This is a genomic window from Pseudomonas sp. JV449, from assembly GCF_032424295.1.
GTDB lineage: Bacteria > Pseudomonadota > Gammaproteobacteria > Pseudomonadales > Pseudomonadaceae > Aquipseudomonas > Aquipseudomonas marginalis.
Genome location: NZ_VYKD01000004.1, coordinates 97,543 through 112,074, shown reverse-complemented (window position 1 = coordinate 112,074; position 14,532 = coordinate 97,543). Strand labels below are relative to the sequence as shown.

The 14,532-nt window shown below is 59.8% G+C and carries 12 protein-coding genes; 7 read left to right on the top strand and 5 right to left on the bottom strand.

The genetic code is table 11. The features are described 5' to 3' along the window. Positions 1 to 70: 70 nt before the first annotated feature. The 4 genes from F6S08_RS04670 to F6S08_RS04655 all read left to right on the top strand — a co-directional run bounded on the left by F6S08_RS04670 (position 71) and on the right by F6S08_RS04655 (position 6,490). On the top strand, positions 71 to 1,402 hold the full coding sequence (locus tag F6S08_RS04670) for a deoxyguanosinetriphosphate triphosphohydrolase (RefSeq protein ID WP_065924453.1): 1,332 nt from the start codon (positions 71 to 73) through the stop codon (positions 1,400 to 1,402). Between the two features lie 171 nt (positions 1,403 to 1,573). Further along, positions 1,574 to 1,969 carry a response regulator gene (locus F6S08_RS04665; RefSeq protein WP_065924452.1) on the top strand — a complete coding sequence of 132 codons (396 nt, stop codon included), beginning with the start codon at positions 1,574 to 1,576 and terminating at the stop codon, positions 1,967 to 1,969. 256 nt (positions 1,970 to 2,225) lie between these two features. Further along, the gene (locus F6S08_RS04660) at positions 2,226 to 2,846 is read left to right on the top strand and encodes a response regulator transcription factor (protein WP_065924451.1); all 621 of its coding nucleotides are present in this window, start codon (positions 2,226 to 2,228) and stop codon (positions 2,844 to 2,846) included. An 8-nt stretch (positions 2,847 to 2,854) separates the two neighbouring features. Continuing rightward, complete coding sequence (locus tag F6S08_RS04655) at positions 2,855 to 6,490, top strand: transporter substrate-binding domain-containing protein (protein WP_315871338.1); 3,636 nt, start codon at positions 2,855 to 2,857, stop codon at positions 6,488 to 6,490. 26 nt (positions 6,491 to 6,516) lie between these two features. Here the strand turns inward: F6S08_RS04655 and F6S08_RS04650 are convergent, their stop codons facing one another. Together F6S08_RS04650 and F6S08_RS04645 are read right to left on the bottom strand one after the other, a co-directional pair. Then, a complete protein-coding gene (locus F6S08_RS04650) occupies positions 6,517 to 6,999 on the bottom strand; it encodes a GAF domain-containing protein (protein ID WP_065924449.1) in 483 nt (160 codons plus the stop codon). After that, on the bottom strand, positions 6,996 to 7,886 hold the full coding sequence (locus F6S08_RS04645; protein ID WP_027607006.1) for an ATP-binding protein: 891 nt from the start codon (positions 7,884 to 7,886) through the stop codon (positions 6,996 to 6,998). Before F6S08_RS04645 ends, F6S08_RS04650 begins: the two co-directional genes overlap by 4 nt. A gap of 163 nt (positions 7,887 to 8,049) precedes the next feature. On the opposite strand from F6S08_RS04645, the gene F6S08_RS04640 reads away from it, so the two are divergent. Next, positions 8,050 to 10,359 (top strand): response regulator, encoded by a 2,310-nt coding sequence (locus F6S08_RS04640; protein ID WP_315871337.1) that lies wholly within the window; start codon positions 8,050 to 8,052, stop codon positions 10,357 to 10,359. Here the strand turns inward: F6S08_RS04640 and F6S08_RS04635 are convergent. From F6S08_RS04635 to msrB, 3 genes are all read right to left on the bottom strand, one after another. Next, on the bottom strand, positions 10,313 to 10,804 hold the full coding sequence (locus tag F6S08_RS04635; protein ID WP_065947252.1) for a MarR family winged helix-turn-helix transcriptional regulator: 492 nt from the start codon (positions 10,802 to 10,804) through the stop codon (positions 10,313 to 10,315). The genes F6S08_RS04640 and F6S08_RS04635 overlap by 47 nt on opposite strands. Further along, positions 10,801 to 11,286 carry a glutathione peroxidase gene (locus tag F6S08_RS04630; protein ID WP_027607003.1) on the bottom strand — a complete coding sequence of 162 codons (486 nt, stop codon included), beginning with the start codon at positions 11,284 to 11,286 and terminating at the stop codon, positions 10,801 to 10,803. The genes F6S08_RS04635 and F6S08_RS04630 overlap by 4 nt, the downstream gene beginning before the upstream one ends. Positions 11,287 to 11,504: 218 nt before the next feature. Beyond that, positions 11,505 to 11,897, bottom strand: a complete 393-nt coding sequence (gene msrB / locus F6S08_RS04625; protein WP_065924446.1) for a peptide-methionine (R)-S-oxide reductase MsrB — start codon at positions 11,895 to 11,897, stop codon at positions 11,505 to 11,507. 202 nt (positions 11,898 to 12,099) lie between these two features. Between msrB and F6S08_RS04620 the strand changes: the two genes are divergently transcribed. Beyond that, positions 12,100 to 13,311, top strand: coding sequence for a pyridoxal phosphate-dependent aminotransferase (locus F6S08_RS04620; RefSeq protein WP_065924445.1), 1,212 nt, complete (start codon positions 12,100 to 12,102; stop codon positions 13,309 to 13,311). Between the two features lie 303 nt (positions 13,312 to 13,614). After that, positions 13,615 to 14,502: a protease HtpX gene (gene htpX / locus F6S08_RS04615; protein ID WP_027607000.1), complete on the top strand. Its 888-nt coding sequence runs from the start codon at positions 13,615 to 13,617 to the stop codon at positions 14,500 to 14,502. Positions 14,503 to 14,532: the final 30 nt, after the last annotated feature.

Sequence of the window (14,532 nt, the reverse complement as noted above, 5' to 3'; positions counted from 1 at the left end):
TTTTCGCTTGCCCCGCCAAGGCGGAACCGGGAAGCTGGGCGGGTCATTCACCGTACGGAGAGTACCCGCCTTGGATTGGCCCACCCTGCTTACCCGCGAACGCCTTGGAAAACCCCTGCACAGCCCGGAAGAACTAGGCCGCAGCCCGTTTCACAAAGACCATGACCGCATTATCTTCTCCGGCGCGTTTCGCCGCCTGGGCCGCAAGACCCAAGTGCACCCGGTGTCCAGCAACGACCATATCCACACACGCCTGACCCACTCCCTGGAAGTCAGTTGCGTAGGCCGCTCCCTCGGCATGCGCGTGGGCGAAACCCTGCGCAGCGCCCTGCCCGACTGGTGTGACCCGAGCGACCTGGGCATGGTGGTGCAATCGGCCTGCCTGGCCCATGACATCGGCAACCCGCCGTTCGGGCATTCAGGCGAAGACGCCATCCGCCACTGGTTCCAACAGGCAGCGGGGCGCGGCTGGCTGGACGACATGAGCAGCGCCGAGCGCAATGACTTCCTCAACTTCGAAGGCAATGCCCAAGGCTTCCGGGTACTGACCCAACTGGAATACCACCAGTTCGACGGCGGCACGCGCCTGACCTACGCGACCTTGGGCACGTACCTCAAGTACCCCTGGACCGCCCGCCACGCCGATTCCCTGGGTTACAAGAAACACAAGTTCGGCTGCTACCAGAGCGAACTGCCGATCCTCGAACAGATCGCCAGCAAGCTCGGCCTGCCGCAACTCGAGGAACAACGCTGGGCTCGCCACCCACTGGTCTATCTGATGGAGGCGGCAGACGACATCTGCTACGCCTTGATCGACCTGGAGGACGGCCTGGAAATGGACCTGCTGGAGTACACCGAAGTCGAGTCACTGCTGCTCGACCTGGTGGGCGACGACCTGCCGCAGACCTACCGGCAACTGGGCGCCCAGGACTCGCGCCGACGCAAGCTGGCGATCCTGCGCGGCAAGGCCATCGAGCACTTGACCAACGCCGCGGCGCGCGCCTTCGTCGAACAACAGGAGGCCTTGCTTGCCGGCACCCTGCCCGGCGACCTGGTGGAGCACATGCACGGCCCCGCCAAACGCTGCGTGCTGGATGCCAAGGACATGGCGCGCAAGAAAATCTTCCAGGACAAGCGCAAGACCCTCCACGAGATCGGCGCCTACACCACCCTGGAAATCCTGTTGAACGCCTTCTGCGGCGCGGCCCTGGAGCAGCACGGCGGACGCACGCCGTCGTTCAAGAACCGGCGCATTCTCGACCTGTTGGGCAACAACGCGCCGGACCCTGCATGGCCGCTGCACAGGTCGTTCCTGCGGATGATCGACTTCATCGCCGGCATGACCGACAGCTACGCCACCGAGATGGCACGGGAGATGACCGGGCGCTCCAGCCCTCAATAACCTGGCTGATCACGCCGCCTGTTCACTGAACAGAATCTGCCTACGATGGGAACAGAGCGGCCTGATCGAATTCGCACAAGCGCCCGAAGAATAATCGCGCACGCTCCGGGCAGGTCTGGCGAACAGTTCCTACGTGCCCCCTATCGACGCTTGACTCACCGTGTGCCTTCTATGCCCCACTACCCCTTTCGGATCCTGTTGGTGGAGGACCATCCCTTTCAGCTCCTCGCCACCCAATGCCTGCTGAGAAGCTTCGGCTTCGAGCACCTGGCCCCGGCCGAAAACGCCGAGCAGGCAATCCGTTTGATGACCCAGGCCGAGGCGCCCTTCGACATCATCCTCTGTGACCAGTGCCTGCCCGACCTGCCCGGTCTTGAGTTGATTGAAATCGCCAGTCGCCAATGCTTTATCAAGGCCGCCATCTTGCTCAGCGGACTTCCCGAGGCAGAACTTTCAGCGTTGCAAACCCAAGCCCTCAAACGTGGCCTGCCATTGCTCGGTTACTTGCCAAAGCCGTTGAATAAAGATGAGCTTGCACGTTTGACCCATACATTACTCACGTTATAAATGTAGGACTTTAAACAGATCGACCGGTCGGAAAAATCGCGCATAACCACTGTAAAGTCCTTGCCATGTTCCTTCGGCCCATGCCCCTGCGGAACCTTGGCCTCTTGCGTTACAGCTCCTTAGAGACAGGTAGGCTTTTACCTTTTTTAATGTAGGAACTTTCCTGTTTTATACCTGCCACCCCCCAAGTTCATGCTTATCCATCGGCTTCTGAGCTAATGTGCCCGCTTTATTTGTACTTGCATGGAATATGATCATGAATACAGTTTTTATTATTGACGACCATCCGGTTATAAGACTTGCCATACGAATGTTGTTGGAGCACGAAGAAAATTTCAAAGTAGTCGGCGAAACGGATAACGGATGCGACGCCATCCAAATGGTCCGCGAATGCATGCCGGACCTGATCATCCTCGACATCAGCATTCCAAAACTCGACGGGCTGGAAGTGCTTTGCCGATTCAACGCCATGAACGCGTCGATGAAAACCCTGGTGCTGACGGCTCAATCCCCCACCCTGTTTGCCACGCGTTGCATGCGTTCGGGAGCCGATGGCTACGTGTGCAAGGAAGGTGACCTGAGCGAGCTGATGAGCGCCATCCGCGCTGTACTGTCCGGTTATAACTACTTCCCCAGCCAAGCCTTGAACACCAACGATGAGGCCTGCAAGGAACTTGAACTGTTCAAGGCGGTTAACGATCGGGAGTTGATGGTATTACAACTTTTCGCACAAGGTCGCACCAACAAGGAAATAGCAAAAGGTATGTTCTTGAGCAACAAAACAGTAAGCACTTATAAAAAGAGGCTGATGCAGAAACTTCAAGCCAAGTCCTTGGTAGAACTTATCGAGATGGCAAAACGGAACGCGCTAGTGTGAGAAACAGGATGCCCAGGCGTATAAAGGACTATTTGATTATATTGAGTGCCGGTTTGTGCTTCAGCACCGCCGTGCCTGCCACCCCTCCAGCGAGCCCGGAGCATTTCAACCTTTTGAGTCGTGCGAGCTCCGTGCAGCTGGAACCCTACCTGAACAAGGCCCAGCGCCAATGGCTCCAGAACAAACGCGAACTGGTACTGGGCGCGGCGTTTCCTGACTACCCGCCTTTTGACCTCACCTCCAGCGGGCGTGACTATGAGGGACTCACCGCCGACTACGCCGGCTTGCTGGCAATGGCGCTGGACGTGCCGGTAAAAGTGTTGCGCTACCCCTCCCGAGAGGCCGCCATTCATGCCCTCGAAGCGGGTGAAATCGATTTACTGGGTTCCTCCAACAGCTTTGAAGCGGCAAATCCCAACCTGACCCTGTCGGAGCCGTACGCCGTGGACCGGCCAGTGCTGGTGACCCGCGAAGGCGAAACCCGCAGCCTGGCTGATGGGCTGGCCGGCATGCGCCTGGCACTGGTCTATCACTATCTGCCACTGCACGAAGTGGAAAGGCTCTACCCCAAGGCAATCATCCGTGCCTACCCTTCTTATCAAAACGCCTTGAATGCAGTGGCCTTCGACCAGGCAGACGTCTTTCTCGGCGATACCATTTCCACCCACTACATGATCAACAAGGGTTACCTGAAAAACATTCGCATGGCGAACTTCGGCAAACATGAAGCCTATGGATTCAGCTTTGCCATGCCCCAGGAACAGCAGACGCTGTTGAGCATCGTCGACGCCGTCCTGAGGGCCGTGCCCGCTGCCGAACGGGAAACCATTGCCAAACGCTGGAGTGCCGGCAGCGACATCCTCCTGACCGACCAAAAGCTGCAACTGACCCTTCGCGAAGAACGTTGGCTGAGGGAGAACCCGGTCGTCAAAGTGATCGTGAACCCTACCTTTGCGCCGCTGACCTTCTTCGACGCCGATGGCAATTTTCGCGGCATTACCGCCGACCTGCTGGAACTGATTCGCCTACGCACCGGGCTGCGCTTCGAGATCCAGCGCGGGCGTGATGTGAACACCATGATCGAGCATGTAGAGAGCGGCAAAGCGGACATCGTCGGCGCAATCATCCCCAGCGTCGAGCGAGAAGCCCAACTGAACTTCAGTCGTCCCTACCTGGAAAACTCCTACGTGATGCTGACACGCAAGAACGGCCAGGCCCCTACGGGCCTGGAGGAAATGGAGGGCAAGCGTCTGGCGATCACGCAGGGCAGTCCGCTGAAAAAATTCCTGCGTGAGCACTTCCCAAAGATTCAGCTGGTAGATACCGGCGACACGTTCAAGTCAGCCGAACTGCTGGTACAAGGCCATGTAGAGGGCGCGGTGAATACCCTGGTGGTCGCCAATTACTTCCTGTCCTCGCAGATACTCCAGGACAAGATCCAAATCAGCTTCAGCATTGGCACGATGCCGGCCACCTTCGGGCTGGCGACATCCCGCAGCGCCACCGAACTCAGCTCGATTCTCGACAAGGCGTTGCTCAGCATCGCCCCGGACGAACTCGGCGTGATCAACAGTCGTTGGCGCGGTTATACCGCGGCCTCGGACAGTTACTGGCGCGACTATCACCAACTGATTGCGCGCATCGTCATCGGGACCGGCCTGCTGCTGCTGATTTCCCTGAGCTGGAACGCGTACATGCGCCGCCAGATCAAGCACCGCAAAATGGCCGAGCGCGCCCTCAATGATCAGTTCGAGTTCATGCGCGCCCTGGTCAATGAAACCCCACACCCGATCTACGTGCGTGACAACAAGGGGCTGCTGCAGACCTGCAACGACAGTTACCTGCAGGCGTTCGACGTCAAGCGCGAGGACGTGATAGGTAAAAGCGCGGTCCAGATCAGCACAGCCCTCGCAGTCGAGGCGGCGCAATACCATGCCGACTATCAGCGCGTGGTGGCCGAGGGCAACCCGTTGATCCTGGACCGCACCCTGCATATTCGCGGAAAAAAACTGACGATCTACCACTGGATCCTGCCGTACCGCGACTCCGTCGGTGAAGTCCAGGGCATCATCGGTGGCTGGATCGATATCAGTGAGCGACGCCAGTTGTTCGACGAACTCCGCACCGCCAAGGAGCGAGCCGACGAAGCCAATCGGGCCAAGAGCACGTTCCTCGCCACCATGAGCCACGAAATCCGCACACCGATGAACGCGGTGATCGGCATGCTCGAGCTGACCCTCAAGCGGGCGGACCAGGGCCACCTCGACCGCCCGGCCATCGAAGTCGCCTACAACTCGGCCAAGGATCTGCTGGAGCTTATCGGCGACATCCTGGACATCGCGCGGATTGAATCCGGTCGCCTCAGCCTGGCACCGGAACGCGTCAACCTGAGGGAGGTGATCGAGTCGGTGGTGCGTGTCTTCGACGGCCTGGCACGCCAGAAGACCCTTAGCCTGTTGCTGGAGTTCACGCCTGATCTGGAACACACCGAAGTGCTGATCGACCCGCTGCGCTTCAAGCAGGTGCTGTCCAACCTGATCAGCAACGCCATCAAGTTCACCGAACGTGGCCAGGTAAAGATCAAGGTGGAAGTATCGGCCACCGAACTGCCGCAGCAGGTCGAGATGAAACTGGTGGTGGAGGACACCGGCATCGGTATCAGCCGGGACGACCAGATGCGCCTGTTCGAACCCTTTGCCCAGGCGGACAACTCAGGACAGCTGGCCAGGAGCGGTGCGGGCCTCGGGCTGGTGATCTGTCGCAGCCTGTGCGCGATGATGGGCGGGCAACTGAGCCTGAGCAGCGTGCCCATGGTGGGCACCCAGGTGCATGTGAGCCTGAAGATGAATCGCCTGCAGGCGCTGCAGGTGGCCGAAGAACCCAAGCCCGCCGAGACCTCGAACGTGCCGGTGCTCAATGTGCTGGTGGTGGACGATCATCCGGCGAATCGCCTGTTGATGTGCCAGCAGCTCGGCTACCTGGGCCATCAGTACACCGCCGCCCGGAACGGCGCCTCCGGCTTCCAGGCCTGGCGCCAGGAGCACTTTGACCTGGTGATCGCCGATTGCAACATGCCGATCATGAATGGCTACGAACTGAGTCGTTCGATCCGCGAATACGAGGAGCGCGAACAACTGACGCCTTGCGTGGTACTGGGTTTTACCGCCAATGCCCAGCCCGAAGAGAAACAACGTTGTGCGCAGGCGGGCATGAATGACTGCCTGTTCAAACCCATCAACCTTACGGCGCTGGAGCTGCAACTGGCGAAGATCAGTCCTCAACCCAGCGGCATGACCCTGGACATCGGCAACTTCGAGGCCCTTACCGGTGGCGATCCACACATGAGCCGTCTCTTGCTGGAGGAGTTGCTGAGCAGCAGTCGCCAGGATCGCCAGGAGTTGGTTGCACTGATCGCTGCGCAGGCCTTGCCCGAAGAGATCATCGAACAGGCTCACAAGATCAAGGGGGCCGCGCGCATCGTTCAAGCCTCTGCGCTGGCCTCGCAATGCGAAGCCGTCGAACAGGCCTGTGCCCGGGGCGATGATCGGCCCCTGATCGAAGCGGGGGTGAAATCCCTGGAGAAGCTGATGCTGGAGTTGGAGAGGATGCTGCAAGTGCGGCTTGACGAACTGGATGGCCGATAAGGGGCGGGGCTGCGCCCCTATTTCGATCAGCAGTCGGTCAAACGCAGGAAAATCGCCGCCAGCTGTTCGATACCGGCCTGATCCTGGGGGGTAAAGCGGGCCAACGACGGGCTATCGAGGTCAAGGACACCAATCAATGTGCCGTCCTTGACCAGTGGCACCACCAGTTCGCTGTTGGACGCGCTGTCACAGGCGATATGCCCGGGGAACGCGTGCACATCGTCTACTCGCTGGGTTTGCCGCGAGGCCGCGGCCGCGCCGCACACCCCACGGCCGAACGGAATACGCACACAGGCGATCTGCCCCTGGAACGGGCCGAGCACCAGCTCTTCATTGCGGTTGAGGTAAAAGCCCGCCCAGTTCAGGTCATCCAGCTGGCTGAACAGGAAAGCCGAAAACTGGGCGCTGTTGGCGATGAAATCACGCTCATCGGCCAGCAGCGACTCCAGCTGGGCACTCAGCAAGGCATAGCCACCGAGGCCGGTGCCGGCCTGTTGTAAATCGATCATGGTTGACGCTCCAGCAATTTGAGACCCACCCAGTAACGGGCGAATTGATACGCGCAACGACCGTTGCGGTTGCCGCGCCCGGTGGCCCAGCGCACGGCGAGAATGTCGAGGTCCTCATCACGCTGCCACTGCAAACCCGCCTTGTTCGCCAGCTCGCCGATCCAGTGCTCGACCACGTCCAGGAAATGTTCCTGGGTGAACGGGTAGAACGACAGCCACAAGCCAAAGCGGTCGGACAAGGCAATCTTGTCTTCCACCGCCTCGCTCGGGTGCAACTCACCGTCCACGCGCTTCCAGTTATCGTTGTCGCTCTGGTTTTCCGGCACCAGGTGGCGGCGGTTGGACGTGGCATACAGCAGCACGTTTTCAGGGGCCTGTTCCAGGGAGCCATCCAGCACGCTCTTGAGCACCCGATAGTCGCCTTCGCCGGCTTCGAACGACAAGTCGTCGCAGAACAGGATGAAACGTTGCGGCAACTTGAGCAGTTGCTCGACCACCCGCGGCAGGTCGGCCAAGTGGTCACGCTCGATTTCGATCAGGCGCAGACCGGCCTTGGCGTGTTGAGCGAGCAAAGCGCGCACCATGGACGATTTACCGGTGCCCCGCGACCCCCACAGCAACGCATGGTTGGCAGGCAGGCCATCCAGGAACTGCTGGGTGTTGCGCGCCAGGGTTTCACGTTGCTTGTCCACGCCGATCAGGTCGGACAAGCGCATGTCCAGGCTCACGTCCAGCGGCAACAGGAAGCCACTGCGGCCCTCACGCTGCCAGCGGGCGGCCAGGCACTGGTTCCAGTCGATGGTTTGGCGCGGCGCGGGCAACAAGGGTTCCAGGCGGGCGAGCACGGCATCGGCTCGCTCCAGAAAGGCACTCAATCGAGAATCCACGATTATTCCTCTGGCAAGTTCTTGCAAAAGATGGCGTATTGGCAACCCTGCGACAGACCGCTTGGGGCTGCGTAAAAAACGTTTCATGCCGGGCAGGCCTGGGCGTGTGGATGTTCAGCTATGCTTGCCGGGCGAAGGGAAACGTGAAGTGGTTCAACACTCAATGGATATCAAGTTCGCCCACCGCTTGTCTTATAAACAAGCCAGATTGACGGTGCTGGTCGGTTTCGTCTTGGGAACCTTGCTCAGCCTGATCCAAATCGGCATTGATTATGCCAGCGAAGACGCATCCATCAACCGCGAAATACGTTCGCTGATCGAAATCAGCCATAACCCCGCGTCACGTATCGCCTACAACATCGATGCCGAACTGGCCCAGGAACTGACCCTGGGCCTGCTGCACTCCCCCGCCATCATTCGCGCGCAGTTGATCGACAACAACGGCGTGGTGCTGGCCGATGTCGACCGGCCACGCAAGGAAAGCACCTACCGGCCTATCAGTGACTTCATGTTTGGCGCCAACCGCCAGTTCGAAGACCAACTGTTCCTGAGCCACATGCCCAACGAGTCACTTGGCGTACTGCGCCTGGACGTCGACACCTACGCCTTTGGCAGCCGGTTCCTGCGCCGCGCCGAGATCACCCTGCTCAACGGGTTCGCGCGTAGCCTGCTGCTGACCGGGATTCTGCTGGGCCTGTTCTACGTCATGCTGACCCAACCGCTGGTGCGCATTATTCGTGAGCTGAGTACCCGCAAGCAGGCACGCCTGGACTGCCCGCCAGGGCATGAGCACGATGAAATCGGCGTGCTGGTGGACGTCGCCAACCAGCAATTCGAAAACATGGAAACCGAAATCCAGCAGCGCCGCCACGCCGAGGATCGGCTGACCGAATACCTGGGGCAACTGGAACATATCGTGTCCGCGCGCACCCTTGAACTCAAGGCCAGCAACCAGCGGCTGACCCAGTCCAACGATGAGCTGGAAGCCGCCAAGATGCATGCATTGGGCATGGCCCAGGCCCGGGCGGCCTTCCTGGCGAACATGAGCCACGAAATCCGCACCCCGCTCAACGGCCTGCTGGGCATGATCGCACTGTCGCTGGACAGCCCGTTGAACGCCGAACAACGCCAGCAACTGTCTATCGCCCATGACTCCGGCAAAGTGCTGGTGGAACTGCTCAACGATATTCTCGACCTGTCCAAGTTCGACGCCGGCCAGTTGGAGCTGGAGCGCATCCCCTTCGACCTCGGCGCGCTGGTGGAAGACACCGCCAACCTGTTATCGCAGAACGCCGCACCGAGCGTGGAGCTGAGCTGCCTGATCGACTCGCAGTTCCCGGCCCAGGTGCTCGGTGACCCGACCCGTGTGCGGCAGATTGTCAGCAACTTGCTCTCCAACGCCTTGAAGTTCACCCGCTTTGGTCGGGTTGATGTGCGCCTGGGTACCCACGACGGCGGCGTACGCATTGAAGTCTGCGATACCGGCATCGGTATTGCGCAGGAAGCGCAGGTGAAAATCTTCCAACCGTTCACCCAGGCCGGCGCCGGCATCACTCGCCAGTATGGCGGGACGGGCCTGGGCCTGGCACTGACGCACAACCTGTGCGAAGCGATGAAGGGGCGCTTGAGTATCAGCTCGGAAGTGGGCTTTGGCAGCCAGTTCTGCGCAGACCTGCCACTGCCCGCCCATTTGCCCGCAGTGCAGCCAGCGCCTCTCAAAGGCGAGGTCATCGCCATCACCAACGCCGGCAGCGGCCTGACAGAGTTGCTCACGACCCTGCTGCCCTGCTGGGGACTTTCCCTGCGTTGTTTCACCATGGATGACGATTTGAGCGGGCAAACCCCCGACCTGCTGATTACCGACTGCCCGGAATGCCTGTTCCGCATACGGCCGGGCATTACCGCGCCCATCCTGCTGGTGACCGCCTATGGCAACTTCATGCCCAGCGAAGAAGTGGCGGCACTGGCGCCGTTGCACCAACAGGCACGCCCCTTGAGCCGCAACGCGCTGTACCAGATCCTGCAACGCAACTTACGCACCGACGCGCACCTGGTGCTTGACCCCGTCCAAGTGGATGCCGCACCGCTCGCACATCGGGCGCGCATCCTGCTGGTGGAGGACAACCCGGTCAACCAACTGGTGGCCAAGGGCATGCTCAGCAAACTGGGCTGCGAAGTGATCGTGGCCGCCCACGGTGGCGAAGCGCTCAAGTTTCTTGAAGAACAGCGCTTCGATATGGTGCTGATGGACTGCAACATGCCGGTGATGGATGGCTATGAGGCCAGCCGGCAGATTCGGCGCAGCGGACGCTGGCCGGACCTGCCGATTGTCGCGTTGACCGCCAATGCCCTGTCCGAAGAGCGCGAGCGCTGCCGTGCGGCGGGGATGAATGATTACCTGGCCAAGCCGTTCCGCCGCGAAGAACTCAATGCCCTGCTGGACTTGTGGGTGCCTGGGACGACAAGTCTTTAAGTTGCACAAGCAACTGGTCGAGACCATCGCGCAAGGCATCGGCTTGATTCAGGTCGATGCCGCGATCACACAACAGGCGGGTCTTCAGGCCATGGGCCTGGTCCCGCAGTTGCACACCGGCCTCGGTCAGGCTCAAGTGCACTTCACGCTCATCCCTGGCACTGCGCCGACGCGTCACTAACTCAAGCTGTTCAAGGCGCTTGAGCAGCGGCGTCAGCGTGCCTGAGTCGAGCATCAGGCGCTCCCCCAGGGCCTTGACCGTCGGCTGCAGCGCAGGCGTGGCGTGCCACTCCCACAACACCAGCATCACCACATATTGCGGGTAGGTCAGACCCAACTGGTCGAGCATCGGCTTATAGGCACGGGTGACAGCGCGTGACGCAGCGTAGAGCTTGAAACACAGCTGGTTGTCCAGGGCCAGGGACACACTGGGCAAGTCGGTCATTTGAGCAAGGCTTCGATCTCTTGGGTCAAGTCCTGCGGCTTGGTGGCAGGACCGAAGCGCTTGACCACCTGGCCGTCGCGGCCGATGAGGAACTTGGTGAAGTTCCACTTGATGCCCTTGGACCCCAGCAGCCCCGGCGCCTGTTTTTTCAGTTGCACGAACAGTGGATGGGCATCGCTGCCATTGACGTCGATCTTCTTGAACAACGGGAAGCTGACACCGAAGTTCAGCTCGCAGAATTCGGAAATCGCACCTTCATCACCGGGCTCCTGCTTGCCGAACTGGTTGCAAGGAAAGCCCAATACCACCAGGCCCTGGTCCTTGTACTGCTGCCAGAGTTGCTCCAGGCCCTTGTACTGCGGGGTGAAGCCGCATTTGCTGGCGGTGTTGACCACGAGGACGGCCTTGCCGGCGAAATCGGCCAAGGTCTTTTGCTCACCCTTGATGGTGGTGCAAGGGATGCTCAGCAGGTTGTTGCTCATGGCAGTGCCTCGATAAGGAAGAAAGAGGATGAAACATAGTAGGCAATTCAATTGCGTGCAATTTAATTGACCACACTGATGACACCTCATCAACACTCTGTAGGAGCGAGCTTGCTCGCGAAAAACTCAAGGACACCGGGCTGAACCAGAATGCCCGTGTAATCGTTGACGACTTTCGCGAGCAAGCTCGCTCCTACAGGCGCCCGCCGTCAGTCGAGTTAACGGGGTACAAGCTCCAGGCACACCGAGTTGATGCAATACCGCAGCCCCGTCGGCGGCGGACCGTCCGGGAACACATGGCCCAGATGCGCATCGCATTTGGCGCAGGTGACTTCGGTGCGGATCATGCCGTGGCTGACGTCACGGATCTCGATCATTGCACTGTCGGCGATCGGCGCGTAGAAACTCGGCCAGCCGCAGCCGGAGTCAAACTTGGTGGTCGAATCGAACAGTGGCGCATTGCAGCAGATACAGTGATACACGCCATCGGTCCGGGTCTCATTGTACTTACCGCTGAAAGGACGCTCGGTGCCTTTGAGGCGGCACACGTTGTACTGCTCCGGATCGAGCATTGCCTTCCATTCTTCAACGGTTTTCTGCAACTTTTCCATCGGTACACCTCGGCAACTGAAAAAGCCTGATCTGTATCTTTTCCACGGATCAGGCGGCACGTATGATTGCGCCTCTTCAAAACGCCAGTCTGGCACCCGCGCTACCGGCATTCAAACGTATTTATGGGTGCGGGCCTTGCAGCATTCACAGTACGGTAGTGCCCACACCGTCTGGATCGTTCATTTTCAGGATCACATCGCCATGCAGGTCAGCAAATCGAACAAGCTCGCCAACGTCTGCTACGACATTCGCGGCCCGGTGCTCAAGCACGCCAAGCGCCTGGAAGAGGAAGGCCATCGCATCCTCAAGCTGAACATCGGCAACCCGGCGCCCTTTGGTTTCGAAGCGCCGGATGAAATCCTCCAGGATGTGATCCGCAACCTGCCCACCGCCCAGGGCTACAGCGACTCCAAGGGCCTGTTCAGCGCGCGCAAGGCCGTGATGCAGTACTACCAGCAGAAGCAGGTCGAAGGCGTCGGCATCGAAGACATCTACCTGGGTAATGGTGTGTCCGAGCTGATCGTGATGTCCATGCAGGCCCTGCTCAACAACGGCGACGAAGTGCTGGTGCCAGCACCGGACTACCCACTGTGGACCGCCGCCGTGACACTGGCCGGCGGCCACCCGGTGCATTACCTGTGCGACGAGGGCGCCGACTGGTTCCCGGACCTGGCCGACATCAAGGCCAAGATCACGCCGAACACCAAGGCCCTGGTGATCATCAACCCGAACAACCCCACCGGTGCGGTGTACTCCAGGGAAGTGCTGCTGGGCATGCTCGAGCTGGCACGCCAGCACAACCTGGTGGTGTTCTCCGACGAGATCTACGACAAGATCCTCTACGACGATGCGGTGCATATCTGCACCGGTTCCCTGGCGCCGGACCTGCTGTGCCTGACCTTCAACGGCCTCTCCAAGTCCTACCGCGTGGCGGGCTTCCGCTCCGGCTGGATCGCGATTTCCGGGCCCAAGCACAATGCCCAGAGCTACATCGAAGGCATCGACATGCTGGCCAACATGCGCCTGTGCGCCAACGTGCCGAGCCAGCACGCAATCCAGACCGCCCTCGGCGGCTACCAGAGCATCAATGACCTGATCCTGCCCCAGGGCCGCCTGCTGGAACAGCGCAACCGTACCTGGGAGCTGCTCAATGCAATCCCGGGCGTGAGCTGCGTCAAGCCCATGGGCGCGCTGTACGCCTTCCCGAGGATCGACCCGAAGGTCTGCCCGATCCTCAACGACGAGAAATTCGTGCTCGACCTGCTGCTCTCGGAAAAGCTGCTGGTGGTCCAGGGCACGGCGTTCAACTGGCCGTGGCCGGATCACTTCCGAGTGGTGACCCTGCCCCGCGTGGATGACCTGGACATGGCCATTGGCCGTATCGGCAATTTCCTCAAGTCCTATCGCCAGTAACCGACGTGGCGCTGTACGACCGGCATTCGGTCGTACAGCGATTATCTGGCAACACTTCTCTGGCTGTGCACTTTCCCCGTACTGCATTTGCGTTTCTACATCCACAAGCCCCTGTGGTTACGGGGCCGCAAGGCAAAAAATAGCTTTTCACGGATAACATTCGTCATCGGAAAATCCCTTCAAGGCTCTACATTCAGGCTGTAGGACACAGTTTGAAATAGTCGCTCGGTTGAATCACCCCAAGCCGCACCTTATATACCCCGCAGTACGCGACATATTAAGCATGAGGAGAACTCTACAACCATGATGCGCATCCTGCTGTTCTTGGCCACCAACCTGGCGGTCGTGCTGATTGCCAGCATCACCCTGAGCCTTTTCGGCTTCAACGGGTTCATGGCGGCCAACGGGGTTGATCTGAACCTCAATCAGCTGCTGATTTTCTGTGCGGTCTTTGGTTTTGCCGGTTCGCTGTTCTCGCTGTTCATCTCCAAGTGGATGGCGAAGATGAGCACCAGCACCCAGATCATCACTCAACCACGCACCCGCCATGAACAATGGCTGATGCAGACCGTGGAGCAGTTGTCTCAAGAAGCAGGTATAAAAATGCCCGAGGTCGGGATTTTCCCTGCTTACGAGGCCAACGCCTTTGCGACGGGCTGGAACAAGAACGACGCCCTCGTGGCGGTCAGCCAAGGGCTGCTCGAGCGCTTTTCACCCGATGAGGTGAAGGCGGTCCTCGCGCACGAGATCGGCCACGTAGCCAACGGCGACATGATTACCCTTGCGCTGGTGCAGGGCGTGGTGAACACCTTCGTGATGTTCTTTGCGCGGATCATCGGCAACTTTGTCGACAAGGTGATCTTCAAGAACGAAGGCGGCCGCGGAATCGCCTACTTCGTAGCGACCATCTTTGCCGAAGTGGTACTGGGCTTCCTGGCCAGCGCGATTGTGATGTGGTTCTCGCGCAAACGAGAGTTCCGTGCAGACGAAGCCGGCGCGCGCCTGGCTGGCACCAGTGCAATGATCAGTGCGCTGCAGCGCCTGCGCTCCGAACAGGGCCTGCCGGTGCATATGCCCGACAGCCTGACCGCCTTTGGCATCAACGGTGGTGTCAAGCAGGGCCTGGCTCGCATGTTCATGAGCCACCCGCCGCTGGAAGAGCGTATCGACGCGCTGCGTCGTCGGGGCTGATACCCGGTAATGCAAAAGGGGCGATTGGAT